Genomic DNA, 17,307 nt, shown 5'->3' on the forward strand with positions numbered 1-17,307 from the left:
CCCCATGCCCGACCCCCACGATCCGGCGCCCGCCGACCCCGCCAGCACGTCCGCTCCCGGTAGTTCTGCTCGGCCGCTGTGGCGGACAGTCTTGACGCCTCAGTGGTCCGGTCTCTTCGTGCTCGCCCTGGCGATCGCGTCGGTCATGACGGTTATGGGGGTGTGGCAACTGGGCGTGTATCGGTCGAAGACAGCCGACGCCACTGCCCAGCGCGCTGCCGAACCTCCGGTCGAACTGCAGTCGTTGTTCTCCATCGACGAAGGGCTCCCGGCGAAGGCTGTCGGTCGCCGAGTGACCGTCGACGGCACTTGGGGCCCGGCCGCGGACCAACTCCTCATCGCCGACCGCCTGCAGGACGGGCGGGCCGGACTGTGGGTTGTCTCGCCGCTGAAGCTGTCCGACACCGACGCGGTGATGATCGTCCGCGGATGGGTCGCGTCGACTTCTGATCCGGCCGTGACGGCGCCGTCCGGCCCAGTGCGGTTGAGTGGCTCAGTGGTGGCGTCCGAGGCCGAGGACTCGTCGGACGACGCCGCCAAGGGACGGGTGCTGTCGTCGCTGCGAATCCCGACAATCGTGCACCTCGTGAAGTACCGGGTGTACGACGCGTTCGTCGTACAGTCCGCTGTGGACTCAGGCGTCGTACCGTCCCCCGCACCTGCGATCGTCGCACCGCCCCCACCACCGACCGACCATGCCGGCCTGCGCAACGTCGCGTACGCAGTCCAGTGGTGGATCTTCGCCGCCTTCACCCTGTGGATGTGGGCCCGCATGGTCCTGGACGCCCGCCGCGAACCCGACGAAGACGCGACAGCCGGTTCCGGTCCGGATGGTTCCGGGACTGGTGACTCCGAGACGGGTGACCGTGCCGGAGAGCCTGTGGAGTCAAGCGGTACCGTTTCAGCGTGACTTCCTCTGCCGACCCCGCCACCTCCGCCGGCTCGCAGCCGCTCACCCCGGCCGTCCGCGGCGCGCTGACCCGCTATCGCGTGATCGCGTACGTCGTCGGCGTGATGCTGCTCGTACTGCTGTTCGTCGCGATGCCGCTGAAGTACCTGGGCGACAACCCCGCCGCGATGAACGTAGTCGGCCCCCTCCACGGCTTCCTGTACGTCGTGTACCTGCTCGGCACGTTCGACCTCTTCCGCCGAGTCCGCTGGTCCTTCCCGCGCCTCGTCCTGATGGCCGTCGCCGGAACGATCCCCTTCCTCTCGTTCTACGCCGAACGCAAAACCACCCACGAACTCCTGGGCCGCTAACCGCCCCGTTCGGTCCGGGTTGGGCGCAATGTTTCACATGAAACATTGCGGTGAGTGTCGACATGGATTTGTCGACATGTCTCCCTGGCGATCTATTGCACTACTTCGCACCACGAACTAGCTCTGTGAGAGCGATCCTAAGCGCCCTCCGCGAACTTACATCGCTGTGATTCTCGACGCGAAGCCGCCTGAGAGCTCCCCTCAGCAACCCCGAAACAGCCCTCCCCGGCCCTCAGCTCAGCTCCGCGGTACGACGTAGTGGAGGCGAACCGCGCCGGCGGCATCTGACTGCGCCGAGACCAACTCCAAACGCGTCGGAACCTCGCCGACCGCGAGTGGCGATCCATCCATGACCGACGGCGTCCCCAGCCCACCGACCAGCGCCGGCGCCAGCGTCAGGTGCAGTTCGTCGATCAGATCCGCCCGCAACAACGCACCGTTCAACCCGCCGCCCGCTGTCGACAGGATGCACCTGATGCCTAGTTCAGTGCCCATCGCGGCCACGGCTCGGCTCACCTCGACGCGCTCTTCGCCGACCACGAGATAGCAGATGCGTTCCCTGCGGAGGTACCCGAGATAGTCCGCCGGCGTCGACCGCGCCACCAGGACCAGTGCGTCCCAGTTCTCATGCTTCTCCGTCCAGCGCACTCGTCCACGACTGTCCACGACGGTGAACCACATGTGCGCCGGCGTCCGCTGTTCGATGACCTCCGACGGAAGGAAGTGCTCGTAGAGGCTGGCCGGATCGCCGTCGTAGGTAGGCAGTTCACCGGGAATCTCGTCCTCGCTCACCAGGCTGCCGCTGCCCTCGAGAATCGCAGTGCAGCCGTACTGCTGCCTGACGACCTCGATGACGTCGATCGCGACCGAATCCGGCGACTGCGGCGTCATCGATGCCCACAGATCCGAACTCGGCTGATGCATCAGGAGCGCGTTCCGGGCAAGCGCGACCTTGCCGTCGACGCTCGCTCCCACACTGACCACGACGCGCGGTCGCTTCTGCACTGTGTCCTCCCCCAGTTCGCTGCACGGTGGACACCAAGTCCTATCAGCCCCCGCCGACAATCCGACGGGCGCGCAGAAACCGCTGGGGGGACCCGGGTGACGTCAGGCGTCGGTGGACTTGTTGGGGTCCATCAGCGTGACGATGCGCTCCAGGTCGTCGATCGACGCGAACTCCACGGTGATCTTGCCCTTGGTCTTTCCGAGGTCGACCTTGACCCGGGTCTCGAACCTGTCGGAGAGACGGTCGGCCAGATCGACCAGCCGCGGCGCGACCGGCCTGTTCCGGCGGCGCGCCGGAGTGGGGTCTTCGGCGTTCATGTCGCCGAGCGCAACGATCTCCTCGACCGTCCGCACCGAGAGGCCCTCGGCAACGATCCGCTGCGCGAGCCGCTCGATCGCGTCGCCGCTCGGAAGACCGAGCAGCGCCCGCGCGTGACCGGCGGACAGGACACCCGCGGCAACCCGCCGCTGAACAGAGGCCGGCAGCTTCAGCAATCGCAGCGTGTTGGAGATCTGCGGCCGCGACCGCCCGATCCGCGTCGCGAGGACTTCCTGCGTGCATCCGAAGTCGTCGAGCATCTGCTGGTACGCCGCCGCCTCTTCGAGCGGGTTCAACTGGCTTCGGTGCAGGTTCTCCAGGAGCGCGTCCCGCAGCATCGCGTCGTCCGACGTCTCCCGCACAATCGCCGGGATCGTGGCGAGCCCGGCCTGCTGCGTCGCGCGCCAGCGCCGCTCGCCCATCACGAGCTCGTACGTGTCGTCGCCCTCGAGCCGGCGTACGACGATCGGCTGGAGGAGACCGATCTCCTTGACGGAGTGGACGAGCTCCTCCATCGCGTCCTCGTCGAACACCGTCCGCGGCTGCTTCGGGTTCGGCGTGATCTTGTCGACGTCGATCTCCGCGAACGATGCCCCTGGCACCGCGGCCAGCTCCGGTCCCGGCGGCGTCGCCACCGGCGGAGCCCCCGGGATCGAGTTCGACTTGCTGCCGAGGGTCATGGTGCCAGGCGCCGGCGAGCTGGGGATCAGCGCACCAAGTCCGCGTCCGAGTCGGGTGTTCATCGCGCTCCCTCGAGGTCGACATCCTGCTGAGCTACTGCTGGCCTACCACAACGCACACCGGACTCCGCTACTCCCGTACCGGCCCCCGTGTGCCGTTTCACGTGAAACGGCGCCATCTGCGTCAGGCGTTGTTCCGCATCGCGATCTCGCGGGATGCCTCGAGGTACGACAGTGCACCCGCCGAGGCCGGGTCGTACGCGAGCACGGTCTGCCCGTGGCTCGGAGCCTCCGAGATTCGCACCGAGCGCGGTACGGCGGTCCGCAGTACGGCGTCCTTGAAGTGGCCACGCACCTCGGCGGCGACCTCGCCGGCCAGCTTCGTGCGGGCGTCGTACATGGTCAGCAGGATCGTCGACACGTCGAGCCCGGGGTTCAGGTGCGACTTCACCATGTTGATGTGGCGGAGCAGCTGCGACAGGCCCTCCAGCGCGTAGTACTCGCTCTGGATCGGGACCAGCACCTCGCGCGCCGCGGTCAGTGCGTTCACCGTCAGCAGGCCGAGTGACGGCGGGCAGTCGATGAAGACGTAGTCGTACTTCTCGCCGGCAGCCTCGGTCTCGGCCAGGTAGGCCTCGAGCACGGTCTTCAGTCGGCTCTCCCGGGCCACCAGGCTGACGAGCTCGATCTCCGCACCGGCCAGATCGATCGTCGCCGGGATCACCTGGATCCCGGGGTGCTCCGCGCACGGCTGGATCAGCTTGCCGAGCGGCTCGCCTTCGATGACCGCCTCGTACACCCCCGGCGTACCTTCGGCATGCTCGATGCCCAGGGCCGTCGACGCGTTGCCTTGCGGGTCGAGATCGATGACCAGGATCCTCGCGCCGTACAGAGCGAGGCCGGCAGCGACGTTCACCGTCGTCGTGGTCTTACCGACACCACCCTTCTGGTTGGCGACGACGAAGACTCGGGTCTGGTCGGGCAGCGGGAACTCGCGGCCCATCGTGCGTCCTTCATTCACCAGCAGGGTCCGTTCGGTCGCGGCGGCGATCGGAGTCTCGAGGAGTCGTCGCTGAAGCTCGTCCGACGTGGCCCGCGCGGCGATCTGTGCGGCAGTCATAGCGCCCATTCCAATAGGTGCGGGACTTGGCCCGAAGAGGATGTCTGTAGGGGTCGGGGCGGGTCTACCCCCAGCTCCGTCCACAGGCTTCTGTGGACGAATTCCCGTCTGCGGGGGCAGTTTCATGCGGTCGTCATCCACAGGCGGTGGAGACTCCGAAAGGTCCGGCTCGACGTCCACCAGTGACGCCGAATCGGGCCCGGAACCATCATCCCGCATGTCCGGCGTTTCACGTGAAACGGACGCCGGATCGTCGGTCACCAGACTGTCGAGACCGGCTGCCGCAGCGGCCTGAAGTCCCGAGGTGTCCATCGGTGGCGACAGGGGCGGCTGCTCGGCAGCCGGTGTCGAAGAGGTCTGTACTGAGGGAGCGGGGGCGGGTTCTGGACTCACCACACGAACGGCAGAGTCCGGTTCGGTCGGCCAGCCGATGCCTTGTGACGACTTCGGCACGCCGGTGCTCTTCTCCGGCCATCCGAGGGCACGACTCACCAACCCGCTCACCTCCCGTGTCTTCCGTGCCGGGATCCCCCTGCAGCACGTCCGGCCACAATACTCACCACAGTCGTGGGGTTGGCCAGTTCATCGCCGCCGAGTTGATGAATATGACAAAGCTCTGCGCCGAGCTTCATCAATTCGCGCTCTGAGGCGTCCAGTTCCTCCTCTGCAGACGCCCCTTTCATCGCCAGCATGAGTCCGCCCTCGACACACAGCGGCAGACACCACCGGGCCAACTTGGCCAACGGAGCGACCGCCCGAGAGGTCACCACGTCGTACGACGCCGGCGGCAGATCCTCGGCCCGCGCCCGTACGACGGTCGCGTTCTCGAGTTGGAGTGACTCGACCGCTTCCTCGAGGAAGGTGGTCCGTCGCAGCAACGGCTCGATGAGATCCACCTGGAGATCGGGACGGACGATCGCGAGCACGATGCCCGGCAGGCCCGCACCGGTGCCGACGTCGGCGACCGATGACTCCTCCGGGATCAGCCGCTCGATGACGGCACAGTTCAGCAGGTGCCGATCCCAGAGCCGCGGAACCTCCCGCGGCCCGATCAGTCCTCGGAGTGTTCCTTCGGTCGCCAGCAACTCGGCGTACGCCGAAAGCGGCACCGCCGCCCGTGGAAACAGTTTCTCCACGAGCGGCGGTGTTTCACGTGAAACGTCGTTCATTGCGGCGTGTTCATGGCTGGACCACCACGCGGCGGCGGGGCTCTTCGCCCTCGGACTCCGACGTCAGGCCGGCAGCCGCGACGACGTCGTGCACGACCTTGCGCTCGAACGGGGTCATCGCGTCCAGCCGCACCGGGGTACCGGTCGCCTTCGCCTCCTCGACCGCCTTGCGGCCGACCTCTTCGAGCTCCGCCTTCCGGTTCGCCCGGTAGTTCGACACGTCGAGCATCAGCCGCGACCGCTCACCGGTCTCCCGGTACACAGCCAGCCGGGTCAGCTCCTGGAGCGCCTCCAGAACCTTGCCGTTCTCGCCGACCAGGTTGTTCAGCTCAGCGCCGACGATGGAGACCGCAGCGCGGTCGCCGTCGATGTCCATGTCGATGTCGCCGTCGAGATCGGCGATGTCGAGCAACTCCTCAAGGTAGTCCGCCGCGATATCGCTCTCGGCCTCGAGCGCCTTCAGGCGGTCGTCGCCGTTCGTGCCGGCGGACTGCTCCGCCGTGTCGGTGTTCTGCATGCCGTCAGTCACGGCCACTCCTTCATCATGTCGGGATCCGCCTCACGGGGACCCGGGGCATTCAGGCAAAAGGGGGACTCGGGGGTCGCTGGGTCAGCGCGAACCGCCGGAACGCTTCTGCGCCGCCTTCTTCTGCGCGGCCGACTTCGCCGCGGGCTGGCGCTTCGCTCCCGTACCCTTCTTGCCGGCCGGCTGCTTCTTGGCAGCACCGGCCTGAGTCTTCTTCGGGGTGTCCTGCGGCCGCGGAGTGTCCTCCGGAGTTTCCCCCGCAGTGGACGAGTCCGTCTGGCCGTTGTTCGACGCGGCCGCGCCACCCGTTGCCGGGCCGGTGGTCTTCCGGTCGCTGCGCGACTGCCGCTTCGGCTGCTGCCGCTGCGCCGGGCGACGGTCCGTCGTGTCGGTGTCGGTCTCCGCGTCCGCCGTACCAGGAACGCCCTCGTCGGCCGACCGGCCGTGACGCAGGTTCTGCTCGCGCTTGCGGGCCTGCATGGCGTCGTACGCCGGAGTGCCCGGAGCGGGGTTGCGGCGGATCACGTAGAACTGCTGCCCCATCGTCCACACGTTGGAGACGAACCAGTAGATCAGCACACCGATCGGGAAGTTGAAGCCACCGATGAGGAAGAAGATCGGGAAGACGTAGAGCATGATCTTCTGCATCTGCGCGGCCTGGCCGGTGAGGGCCTCCTTCGGCATGTTCTTGCGCATCAGCTGCAGTTGCGTCGTGAACATCGTCGCCGTCATCAGGATGATCAGCACGATCGCGACGACCTTGACGTTGCCGGCGCCGTCGCCGTTCGCCTTCAGGAAGGTCTGCGAGATCTCGGCGCCGAAGATCTTCGCGTGCTGCAGCGACTGGACGTGCGGGTCCATGATGCTGCTGTGCGTCTTGCCCTTCGACGCGTAGTCGAGCACCCGGAACAGGGCCAGGAAGATCGGCGACTGCAGCAGCAGCGGCAGGCACGAGGAGAACGGGTTCGTCCCGGTCTCCTTGTACAGCTTCATCATTTCCTGACCGAGCTTCTCCCGGTCGTGGCCGTACTTCTTCTGCAGCTCCTTCATCTTCGGCTGCAGCAGCTGCATGTTCCGGCTGGAGCGGATCTGCCGGACGAACAGCGGGATCAGCAGCGTCCGGATGACGATCGTCAGGCCGGCGATCGAGAGCGCCCAGGCCCAACCGCCGTTCGGGTCGAGCACCTGGCTGAGCAGCCAGTGCCACCCGACCAGCAGTGCCGATACGGCCCAGTACAGCGGCGTCATCACCGTGTTGAACAGGTCTACGATCCCGTCCCACACCGCGAGCTCGGGGATGGCCAGAAGAGTCACTCACACACCTCGCTGCACAGGCCCGGCGTCGGCTGACGGTCCGGGCTGGTTGGCGGAGAGAGACTCTCCGCGCTGGTCGACATCTCTGGGAGGAACGGGGTCGTAGCCTCCGGGGTTCCACGGGTGGCAGCGAAGGAGACGTCTCCCCGCCAGCCAGCTACCGCGCACCGCACCGTGGCGTTCGACCGCTTCCAAGGCATACGCCGAACAACTCGGGTAGAACCTGCAGACCTGCCCGTACAGCGGACTGATCAGCAGCCGGTACAACTTCAGGAATCCGATGATCCCGCTGCGCACGGGATTCACGCGCATCATGGCCGCAGCACCCGGCTCAGGGCGCCGTCGACATCGGCCGCGAGCTCGTCGTACGACGCCGCGGCGGACGACGGAAGAGCACGGACGACGGTCAGGCTGCCGGCCGGCAGATCGCCCAGCCGCGTGTTCATGACAGCACGCAGACGGCGGTGGACCCGGTTCCGCAGAACCGCGTTGCCCACCGCCTTGTTCACAACGAATCCGACGCGCGCCGGGCCGGCTTCACCGGCCTGCGCCAGCACGTGCAGAACCACCACGCGTCGCGCCGCGCGCCGTCCGGATCGGACGGCGCGACGGAAGTCGTCGGACCGGCGCAACCGGTTCGACGCGGGCAACACGAGGTGGTCACCGTCAGATGGGTCGCTCAGGCCGCGAGGCGCTGACGACCCTTGCCACGGCGGGCGGCGAGGATCGCGCGACCCGCGCGAGTACGCATCCGAAGACGGAAGCCGTGCTTCTTGTGCCGACGACGGTTGTTCGGCTGGAACGTCCGCTTGCTCACTGGAATGACTCCGGTTACTCGAGAACACAAAATGTCGACAAATCCACTGATTGGATCTGTCCAAGGTGCCTGTCCTGCACACCGTCGGAGAACCAGAGAACAGGTCCCGCAGGGAGCGCAGCACGAAACGGCCGGCTCAACAGCCGACCGATCCACGGTACGTGGCTCCTTGTGGACAGGTCAAACCAGGTATCCCCAGACTTTTCCACAGGCTTGTGGACAGGATAGTGGGCAACCGATCGGGCCAGTGTTCGTCACTGTCCGACCGGAACGACGACAGAGAGCGATTTCGAACCACGACTACGCTCCGGCGTCCACCCGACACGCCGCAGGTTGCCCCCAATTTGCTGTTCATAGCCTGTGGATGACGGCTTGAAGGTGCCTACTCCGACTTGTTAGCGTCACTCCCTCACACCAGAGGTCCCACACCCCGCGATCGGTAACCAACCTGCTCCGGCGGTCGTTCACAACTGTGGACAACCGTGTGGACAGACTCCGCACGGTGGGTCGGGTCGAACGGTCGCGCAGCCCGGGATCAACTCCGGATCGCGCCGGCCACCGCAGCGACGAAATCGGGGAGCAACGCGTGGTCGAGGACCATTCCGCCAGTGCGGAATTCACACCGGTGGAATTCACGGCCGAGTACCGGGCGGAGTACGGCGCCGACGGCCGGCAGGATCTGCGACCCGAGCCCGACGCCGACATCCGTCCCGAGCCCGAGGCGAACTTCCGCACCGAGGTCCGGCCTGCGCCGGAGCCGCTGCCGCGCGCCGAGACCGGGCCGGTGACGCCCCTGCAGCCGCCCGCACCAACACCCGCACCGGCGCCGACCCAACCGCCGACGCCGCGGATGGATCCGGGTGACTATCTGAGCCCGTCGCTCCCGATCCCGATGCCCGAGCCGCCGGCCGCGGGGTACCGCCCCGCACCGCCCGCGTCTCCCTACGGCTACCGCTCCGAACTCGAGCGCGCGGCCACTGATCTTCCGTCCGGCCCAGCTCAGTCCACGGCAGGTACGACGTACTTCGGTGCGGCGCCGGCCGTCAACCAGTACCCCGGTGCGGGCAACGCCTGGGGTACGGCGGATTGGGGTACTGGCGGCGGCAATGCACCAGGCGCGGTACCGATCGAGGGGGAGGCACGTGTGGACAACACATCCACCAACCAGTGGTCACCCGAAAGCCGGCCAACGCAGGAGAGCGCGGCCGCGCACCCAACTGCCGAACACCCTCCAGCCGAACTCCCTCTGACTGAGCCCACGGCTCCTGAGCCGGCTCCCGACCAACTCTTCCCTGAAGCGCAGGTCCCGGAGCAGCACACACCGGACCAGCAGGTACCCGAGCTCCAGGTGCCGACCCAGCAGGCGCCTGCCGAACACACGCCGCCAGTTGACCAACCGCAGGTACCCGAGCAGCAGTCAGCTGAGCACACCGCGCCCGAAGAGCAGCTGACACAGCAAGAGCACGTGGTGCAGCAGCAGCCCGCTCCGCAGCAGCAGGTGCCCTCGCATGTCCCGCAACAGCAGCCGCCACAGCCCACTCCGCAGCCGGCACCACAGCAGCCCACGTTCCAGCAGGCTCCCCAGCAACCGCAGTACACCCAACAGCGGAGCCCGCAGCAGCCCGCTCCGCAGCAGCCTGGCCAACACCAGTCAGCTCCACACCAGTCAGCTCCGCAGCAGCCCGGCCCACAGCAGCGGGCCCTCCAACAGCCCGCGCCGCAACAGGCTCCGCAACAACAGGCTCCGCAGCAGCAAGCGCCGCAGCAGGTGCAGCCGCAGCAGGGTGGGGTGGCTGCGGTTACGGATCTTGGGGACGCCTGGACTCGGGTGCTTGCCGGTCTGCCGCCGAACCAGCGGGCCTGGCTGACCAACTCGCGCCCGGTGACCCTGCACGAGAGCACCGCGATCGTCGCCGTACCCGACGACTTCACCCGCGGTCAGCTCGAGACGCGCCTCCGCCCCGACCTGGAACGGATCCTCACCGAGAGCTTCGGCCGTGACATCCGGATCGCCGTCACAGTCGACCCGTCTCTCGACCCGGAGCTCCGCGAACAGCAAGCTCCCGCGCAACCGCAGTACACCCAGCAGCCGGTGCAGCACCCGCAACAGCACTCCCAGCACGCACCGCAACAGCAACCGATGCAGCAGCAGCCGGTTCAGCAGCAACCCGCCGTACGCGAACCGCTCCGCACCGACGGCGCGTTCCAGCCGACGATCCAGTCCGCCCTCACCGACCCGGACAACCAGTTCATCCAGCCGGCCCCGGCGCCGCAGCAGTACCAGCAGCAGCCGCAGCAACAATCCCCGTTCGGTCAGCCGCTCGGATCGGTCGCCCCACCTCCGAACGGCTCGATGCAGCCGGCCACCGAGGCGCAGGGTGAAGCTCGGCTGAACCCGAAGTACACCTTCGAGACCTTCGTCATCGGTAGCTCGAACCGGTTCGCGCACGCGGCAGCGGTTGCTGTCGCGGAGGCACCGGGCAAGGCGTACAACCCGCAGCTGATCTACGGCGACTCCGGTCTGGGCAAGACGCACCTGCTGCACGCGATCGGCCACTACGTCCGCAGTCTCTACACCGGCGCCCGCGTGCGGTACGTGTCCAGCGAAGAGTTCACCAACGACTTCATCAACGCGATCCGCGACGACAAGGCGTCCCAGTTCCAGCGCCGGTACCGCGACGTCGACGTACTGCTGATCGACGACATCCAGTTCCTCGAAGGCAAGATCCAGACCCAGGAAGAGTTCTTCCACACCTTCAACACGCTGCACAACGCGAACAAGCAGATCGTGATCAGCTCCGACCGCGCGCCGAAACGCCTGGAGGCGTTGGAGGACCGGCTGCGGAACCGGTTCGAGTGGGGCCTGATCACCGACATCCAGCCGCCGGACCTCGAGACCCGGATCGCGATCCTGCGGAAGAAGGCCGCCACCGAGCGGCTGACGGCGCCGCCGGAGGTGCTGGAGTTCATCGCGTCGAAGGTGCAGACCAACATCCGGGAGCTCGAGGGCGCCCTGATCCGGGTCACCGCGTTCGCCAGCCTGAACCGGCAGCCGGTCGACCTGAGCCTCGCCGAGATCGTGCTGAAGGACCTGATCCCCGAAGGCAGCAAGCCCGAGGTGACCGCGAGCATGATCATGGGCCAGACCGCGTCGTACTTCGGTCTCTCGATCGACGACCTGTGCGGTTCGAGCCGTAGCCGGGTGCTCGTGACGGCCCGTCAGATCGCCATGTATCTGTGCCGCGAGCTGACCGATCTGTCGCTGCCGAAGATCGGTCAGCAGTTCGGCGGCCGCGACCACACGACGGTGATGCACGCCGAACGGAAGATCCGGCAACTGATGTCGGAACGGCGCAGCGTCTTCAATCAGGTCACCGAACTGACCAACCGGATCAAGCACCAAGCCAAGCAGCAATAACCACACAGGCTGGGGACACAGCTGTGGACAACTGTGGGTATTGCCGTGGAAAGGTCCGCTTGGGGTGTGGATCGGCTGTGGGGACAGATTTCGCCGTCCACTGCCGTCCCCAGCACAAGCGAGCGTCGTCCACACGGCGTCCCCAGGCCAAAACAGGGTCTGACCTGCGAACTCGGCGCTTTTCCACAGTATCCACCGGTGCGAAGAACACTATGGAATCTGTAGAGAGATCGAAGGCCACAAAACGATCGAGCGGCCCGATCTGGGGAAAACCCCGATCTCGCGCCGGCTGGCAGGACCTGTCAGGCTGTTCCCGTGACGCCGCGAGCAGCAGTTCGCGGCCGAACAGGAACGACGCCGACGCGACCCGCCCGAAGCGCCACGTCAGGCCCGATGGGCGCACAGCACCTTTGTCCGTGGCAGGATCTGCCTGGCACACAGCCGAAACAGGAGGCACCCAGCGGTGAAGTTTCGCGTCGAGCGCGACGTACTGGCCGAGTCGGTGGCCTGGGCCGCGCGCAGTTTGCCCAGTCGTCCCAGCGTCCCGATCCTTGCCGGCCTTCTGGTCGAGGCCGAGGACGGGCAGATCACCCTGTCCGGCTTCGACTACGAGACCTCGGTCCGGGTGACGGTGCCCGCACAGGTGGCCGACCCCGGGAAGTGCCTGATCTCCGGCCGGCTCGTCGCCGACATCTCCAAGAGTCTTCCGAACCAGCCCGTGGACATCGCGGTGGACGGCGCGAAGGCACAGGTCACCTGTGGCAGTTCGCGCTTCACGCTCCAGACGCTTCCCACAGAGGAATATCCGGCCCTTCCGGAGCTTCCGGCGGCCAGCGGCACGGTGAAGGCCGATGTCTTCGCCCAGGCCGTCTCACAGGTCGTGACGGCGGCGGGCCGCGAGGACACGCTGCCGGTGCTGACCGGTGTCCGGGTCGAGATCGAGGGCTCCACGATCTCCTTGCTGGCCACCGACCGCTACCGGCTGGCGATCCGTGAGCTGGAGTGGAACCCGCAGTCCCCCGACGCATCCGCGGCTGCGCTGATTCCGGCCCGCGTGCTGTCGGAGACCGCGAAGGCGATGACCGGCTCGGACGTGATCGTCTCGCTGGCCGCGCCCGGTACCGGTGACGGCATCGTCGGCTTCGAGGGTGAGGTGGCCGGCGGCAGTCGTCGCGCGACCACCCGGTTGCTGGACGGCGAGTTCCCGAAGGTGCGTGGCATCATCCCGACCGACGCGGCGATCGCGACCCGGGTCCGGATCGACACCGCGACCCTCGTCGAGGCGGTCAAGCGCGTCGCACTCGTTGCGGAGCGCAACGCTCCGGTCCGGCTGACCTTCGAGGAGGACACCGTGACGCTCGACGCCGGCAGCGGCGACGAGGCGCAGGCGTCCGAGTCGCTCGAGGCGCGGGTCGTCGGCGAGCCGGTGACCGTAGGCTTCAATCCGACGTACCTGCTCGACGGTCTCGGCGCGATCGGTACGCCGGTTGCGCACCTGGCGTTCACGCAGGCCACGAAGCCGGCCGAACTGACCGGTGTGAGGGACTTCGACGGCGAACCGATCAGCGAGTTCCGCTACGTGCTGATGCCGGTCCGCCTGAACAGCTGAACACCAACAGAACAAGGGGATTCACGATGGAGCTCGGCCTTGTCGGTCTCGGCAAGATGGGCGGCAACATGCGCCAGCGGATCCGGAACGCGGGCCACACCGTGGTCGGGTTCGATCACAACCAGGACATCTCCGACTCCAAGGACCTGGCCGACATGGTCGGCAAGCTCACCGCGGGCGACCAGCCCAAGGTGGTCTGGATCATGGTCCCGGTGCAGGCGATCGACCCGGTCGTCACCGAGCTGGCCGAGCTGCTCTCCCCCGGCGACATCGTCATCGACGGCGGCAACAGCCGCTGGACCGACGACACCCGTCGCGCCGCCCAGCTCGCCGAGAAGGACATCCGCTTCGTCGACTGCGGCGTCTCCGGCGGTGTCTGGGGCCTGGAGAACGGCTACGCGCTGATGTGCGGCGGCGACAAGGCAACCGTCGACACCGTGATGCCGATCTTCGAGGCGCTGAAGCCCGAGGGCGAGTTCGGTTTCGTGCACGCCGGCAAGGTCGGCGCCGGGCACTTCTCGAAGATGGTCCACAACGGCATCGAGTACGGGATCATGCAGGCGTACGCCGAGGGCTACGAGCTGCTCGAGGCGTCGGACATCGTCGAGAACGTGCCGCAGGCGTTCCAGTCCTGGCGCGAGGGCACCGTGATCCGGTCCTGGCTGCTGGACCTGCTGGTGAACGCGCTCGACGACGACAACCACCTGGAGAAGATCAAGGGGTACGCCGACGACTCCGGTGAGGGCCGCTGGACCGTCGAGGCCGCGATCGATCTCGCCGTACCGACGCCGGCCATCGCCGCCGCGCTGTTCGCCCGGTTCTCGTCGCGGCAGGACGACTCGCCGGCGATGAAGGCGATCGCCGCGATGCGGAATCAGTTCGGTGGGCATGCGGTGAAGGGCGCCGAGTCCGCCGACCCGTCGTACGCGACGCCGCCGATCAAGCACTGAGGTGTACGTCACCGCCCTGGGTCTGCTCGACTTCCGGTCCTACCAGCAGGCGGAGGTCCAGCTCACTCCGGGCGTGACGTCCTTCGTCGGGCCGAACGGCCACGGCAAGACCAATCTGGTCGAGGCGATCCACTACACCGCGACCCTCGGTTCGCACCGGGTGGCGAACGACGCACCGCTGGTGCGGGCCGGTGCCACCCGCGCGATCGTGCGGACGGAGATCCGCAGCCAGTACGACCGCGACGTGGTGGTCGAGCTGGAAATCAATCCTGGGAAGGCAAATCGGGCCCGGGTCAACCGCTCGCCGGTGCCGCGGCCACGCGAAGTGCTCGGACTGCTCCGCACGGTGCTGTTCGCGCCGGAGGATCTCGCGCTGGTGAAGGGCGACCCGTCCGAGCGCCGGCGGTTCCTGGACGAGCTGCTGACGCTGCGGGCACCGCGGATGGCCGGCGTACGGCAGGACTACGACCGGGTGCTCAAGCAACGGAACTCGTTGCTCCGGAGCGCCTCGCAGGCCCGCCGCCAGAATCGCTCGGGTGCCGCCGAGAGCCAGCTGCGCACGCTCGAGGTCTGGGACTCGAACCTCGCGCGCGCCGGATCCGAGCTGCTGGCGACCCGCCTGGAGTTGCTGGAGGCGCTGCGCCCGTTGGTGTCCAGCGCGTACGACGCTGTTGCCCGGGGCAAGGGTGATGCGCGGCTCGAGTACAAGTCGTCGGTGCCGCTCGAGCCCGGGGTGGTGTCGCGGGAGCAGCTCGAGGAGGTGCTGCTCGCGACGGTGCGGGAGAAGCGGCAGGACGAGCTCGACCGTGGTGTGTCGCTGGTCGGTCCGCACCGCGACGACGTCGTACTAGGGCTCGGGGACTTGCCCGCGAAGGGGTATGCGAGTCACGGTGAGTCCTGGTCGTTCGCGCTCGCGCTGCGGCTGGCGTCGTACGACCTGCTGCGCGCGGACGGAGGTGAACCGGTGCTGATCCTCGACGACGTGTTCGCCGAGCTCGACACGCAGCGCCGGGACCGGTTGGCCGAGCTGGTCGCGCCGGCCGAGCAGGTGCTGGTGACCGCAGCGGTCGGCGCTGACGTGCCCACTGAGCTGAGCGGGGCACGCTTCGAGGTGGGTGAGGGGGTCGTTCAGCGTGCCTGAACCCCCGAATTCCTCTGAGAACGGCTCCGAGAGCGACGAAGCGATCGAGCCGGATCACGACAAGCAAGGCCTGGACCTGGCGAAGTCGCTGGCCGCCCGTCTGAAGCAGCAGGCGGCGAGGGGCGGCATCATGCCGGTCAAACGCCGCCGGCGGCCGCGGATCGGCGGCGCCCAGATCAGCAGCGCCCGCCCCGACGACCGCGACCCGCAGCAGCTGACCAACACCCTCGGCCGGCTGATGCGCGACCAGGGCTGGGAGGTCGACGTCGCCGTCCACGGCGTGATGGCCCGCTGGCCGTCCATCGTCGGCCCGGAGATGGCCGAACACTGCAAACCGGAGTCGTACGACGACACCGTGCTGACCGTCCGCACGTCGTCGACCGCGTGGAAGGTCCAACTCGACCTGCTGGTCCCGCAACTGCTCTTCCGGCTGAACGCCGAACTCGGCGAAGGAACCGTCTCCCTGGTGAAGGTCCTAGGCCCCAACACCTACACCTGGCGCAAGGGCCCCCGCACCGTCCGCGGCGGCCGCGGCCCGCGGGATACCTACGGATAACGGCCTGAGTTGCTGGGAGGACCCGGCCCTCCCCTAGGATCAGGCGCGATGCGTACGCTCGTTGACGGCTTTCGCGAGATGGTCCACCTGATCGGAGATACCTTCCGGCTCTGGTGGAAGAATCTCCTGCCCATGACCACCTGGTGGCTTGCCGGGTTCGTCGGGTTCACGGTGTGTGCGCAGGGCGCGATCTGGCTCGCGAAGCACCTGCACTCGAGTCTGGGCACCGGACTGTTCGCGGTCGGCGTACTGCTGCAGATCACCGCGTCGGTCGGCATGATCCGGACCTGCGCGATGTCGCTCTACCGGTGGCGGGACGCGGCGAGCAACGAGGCCGAGGAGACGTCCGACCCGACGCAGCGCGGCCTGCTCGAGCTGCTCGCGGTCACGCTGCTGCCACTGGTCGCGGTCTGGTCGGCCTGGGGATTCTTCGACGAGCAGGTCAGCCAGTTGAGCGCGACGTTCCTGGTCCAGAACGGTATGCAGCAAGGCTCGTCGTTCTTCAAGCTCGGCAATCACAACTGGCACGGGTACCTGCCGGCGCTCGCCGTACTGCTGGTGCTGCGTCGCGTGTTCCAGGCCATCGACGACCGGTGGCCGAGCCGTCCGGTGAAGTTTGCCCAGGTCTGGGCCGAGGCCTTCTTCGTGCTGCTCACGTTCGTGATCACGCCGTTCGCGATCAACCAGGGCAAGGCGTGGTTCAAGGACCGCTCGTTCTGGTACTGGTCGCTGGACTGGTGGGACGGCCTCAAGGGCTTCTTCGACAAGATCCACATCCCGATCCCGGCCGGTATCGAGTTCCTCTGGGGCTTCTTCTGGGAGTCGCTCTGGCCGCTGTTCAAGCTGGGCGTCGCCGAGCCGCTGACGTGGCTGGCCATCACCACCGTGGTCTTCGGCCACCGGGTGCTGTCGAGCGGTGGTGTCCTCCGGGGCACGCGGCTGGAACGCCGACTCGGCGCGCACGCCGAGCAGCAGCAGACGCCGCAACGGGGCCGGCTGGCCGGCTTGACCTACAAGGCTCCGGACCTGCTGCTGGCGGGCGTGCGGGAGAAGTTCTACCCCGCGATCAACGCGTTCCGTCTGCTGGTCCGGGTCGGTCCGGTCTTCCTCGGCGTGGTCTGCCTCGTCTACACCTTCTGGCTGCTCGGCAACGACTGGGCCTTCGTCTTCTTCCAGCGGCTGTTCGGCATCCACGGACAGCACTGGGGCCTGATGAATCATGAGATCGCCAGTCTGATCCAGTCGCTGCTCTTCGAACCGCTGCGGATCGCGCTGCTGGCAGCCGCCTTCGACCTGTGTATCTCGGTCGGCACCGAGCGTCGGGCCGAGGCTGCCGAGGCTGCTGCGATCGCCGAGGCCAAGGCGCCGCCGGCGAAGGAGCCGGCACCCGCCAACGCCTGACCGGCTGCTGCCCGCGCTCCCG

The 17,307-nt window shown here is 67.5% G+C and carries 16 protein-coding genes and 1 pseudogene; 8 read left to right on the top strand and 9 right to left on the bottom strand.

Translation table 11 applies throughout. The annotated features are described in order from the left end of the window. Window positions 1-4: 4 nt before the first annotated feature. Both OHB24_RS11060 and OHB24_RS11065 read left to right on the top strand, forming a co-directional pair. Window positions 5-910: an SURF1 family protein gene (locus OHB24_RS11060; RefSeq protein WP_327638886.1), complete on the top strand. Its 906-nt coding sequence runs from the start codon at window positions 5-7 to the stop codon at window positions 908-910. Next, entirely contained in the window at window positions 907-1,260 is a 354-nt protein-coding gene (locus OHB24_RS11065; protein ID WP_327638887.1) for a DUF3817 domain-containing protein, read from the top strand. Before OHB24_RS11060 ends, OHB24_RS11065 begins: the two co-directional genes overlap by 4 nt. A 237-nt stretch (window positions 1,261-1,497) precedes the next feature. Here the strand turns inward: OHB24_RS11065 and OHB24_RS11070 are convergent, their stop codons facing one another. The 9 genes and pseudogenes from OHB24_RS11070 to rpmH form a co-directional block, all read right to left on the bottom strand. Further along, a complete protein-coding gene (locus OHB24_RS11070; RefSeq protein ID WP_327638888.1) occupies window positions 1,498-2,265 on the bottom strand; it encodes a RibD family protein in 768 nt (255 codons plus the stop codon). A gap of 102 nt (window positions 2,266-2,367) precedes the next feature. Next, window positions 2,368-3,327: a ParB/RepB/Spo0J family partition protein gene (locus OHB24_RS11075; RefSeq protein WP_327638889.1), complete on the bottom strand. Its 960-nt coding sequence runs from the start codon at window positions 3,325-3,327 to the stop codon at window positions 2,368-2,370. A 121-nt stretch (window positions 3,328-3,448) separates the two neighbouring features. Beyond that, complete coding sequence (locus OHB24_RS11080) at window positions 3,449-4,384, bottom strand: ParA family protein (RefSeq protein ID WP_327638890.1); 936 nt, start codon at window positions 4,382-4,384, stop codon at window positions 3,449-3,451. Window positions 4,385-4,884: 500 nt separating this feature from the next. Next, window positions 4,885-5,520 (bottom strand): 16S rRNA (guanine(527)-N(7))-methyltransferase RsmG, encoded by a 636-nt coding sequence (gene rsmG / locus OHB24_RS11085; RefSeq protein WP_327638891.1) that lies wholly within the window; start codon window positions 5,518-5,520, stop codon window positions 4,885-4,887. A gap of 43 nt (window positions 5,521-5,563) precedes the next feature. Next, complete coding sequence (locus OHB24_RS11090) at window positions 5,564-6,082, bottom strand: Jag family protein (protein ID WP_442913963.1); 519 nt, start codon at window positions 6,080-6,082, stop codon at window positions 5,564-5,566. Between the two features lie 321 nt (window positions 6,083-6,403). Further along, a pseudogene (gene yidC, locus OHB24_RS11095) lies at window positions 6,404-7,384 on the bottom strand (membrane protein insertase YidC); the annotation flags it as partial. A gap of 9 nt (window positions 7,385-7,393) precedes the next feature. Next, on the bottom strand, window positions 7,394-7,708 hold the full coding sequence (yidD, locus tag OHB24_RS11100) for a membrane protein insertion efficiency factor YidD (protein ID WP_311136377.1): 315 nt from the start codon (window positions 7,706-7,708) through the stop codon (window positions 7,394-7,396). Then, window positions 7,705-8,046 (bottom strand): ribonuclease P protein component, encoded by a 342-nt coding sequence (rnpA, locus tag OHB24_RS11105; protein WP_327638892.1) that lies wholly within the window; start codon window positions 8,044-8,046, stop codon window positions 7,705-7,707. The genes yidD and rnpA overlap by 4 nt, the downstream gene beginning before the upstream one ends. 26 nt (window positions 8,047-8,072) lie before the next feature. Continuing rightward, the gene (rpmH, locus tag OHB24_RS11110) at window positions 8,073-8,210 is read right to left on the bottom strand and encodes a 50S ribosomal protein L34 (RefSeq protein WP_327638893.1); all 138 of its coding nucleotides are present in this window, start codon (window positions 8,208-8,210) and stop codon (window positions 8,073-8,075) included. 1,828 nt (window positions 8,211-10,038) lie between these two features. On the opposite strand from rpmH, the gene dnaA reads away from it, so the two are divergent. The 6 genes from dnaA to OHB24_RS11140 all read left to right on the top strand — a co-directional run bounded on the left by dnaA (window position 10,039) and on the right by OHB24_RS11140 (window position 17,285). Next, entirely contained in the window at window positions 10,039-11,628 is a 1,590-nt protein-coding gene (gene dnaA, locus OHB24_RS11115) for a chromosomal replication initiator protein DnaA (protein WP_442913988.1), read from the top strand. A gap of 463 nt (window positions 11,629-12,091) precedes the next feature. After that, entirely contained in the window at window positions 12,092-13,237 is a 1,146-nt protein-coding gene (gene dnaN / locus OHB24_RS11120) for a DNA polymerase III subunit beta (protein WP_327638894.1), read from the top strand. A gap of 26 nt (window positions 13,238-13,263) precedes the next feature. Then, window positions 13,264-14,187, top strand: a complete 924-nt coding sequence (gene gnd, locus OHB24_RS11125; protein WP_327638895.1) for a phosphogluconate dehydrogenase (NAD(+)-dependent, decarboxylating) — start codon at window positions 13,264-13,266, stop codon at window positions 14,185-14,187. Window position 14,188: 1 nt separating this feature from the next. Then, window positions 14,189-15,328 (top strand): DNA replication/repair protein RecF, encoded by a 1,140-nt coding sequence (gene recF, locus OHB24_RS11130; RefSeq protein ID WP_327638896.1) that lies wholly within the window; start codon window positions 14,189-14,191, stop codon window positions 15,326-15,328. Further along, window positions 15,321-15,884: a DUF721 domain-containing protein gene (locus tag OHB24_RS11135; RefSeq protein ID WP_327638897.1), complete on the top strand. Its 564-nt coding sequence runs from the start codon at window positions 15,321-15,323 to the stop codon at window positions 15,882-15,884. The genes recF and OHB24_RS11135 overlap by 8 nt, the downstream gene beginning before the upstream one ends. Window positions 15,885-15,932: 48 nt before the next feature. Further along, window positions 15,933-17,285, top strand: coding sequence for a hypothetical protein (locus OHB24_RS11140; RefSeq protein WP_327638898.1), 1,353 nt, complete (start codon window positions 15,933-15,935; stop codon window positions 17,283-17,285). Window positions 17,286-17,307: the final 22 nt, after the last annotated feature.

The organism is Kribbella sp. NBC_00482 (assembly GCF_036013725.1).
GTDB lineage: Bacteria > Actinomycetota > Actinomycetes > Propionibacteriales > Kribbellaceae > Kribbella.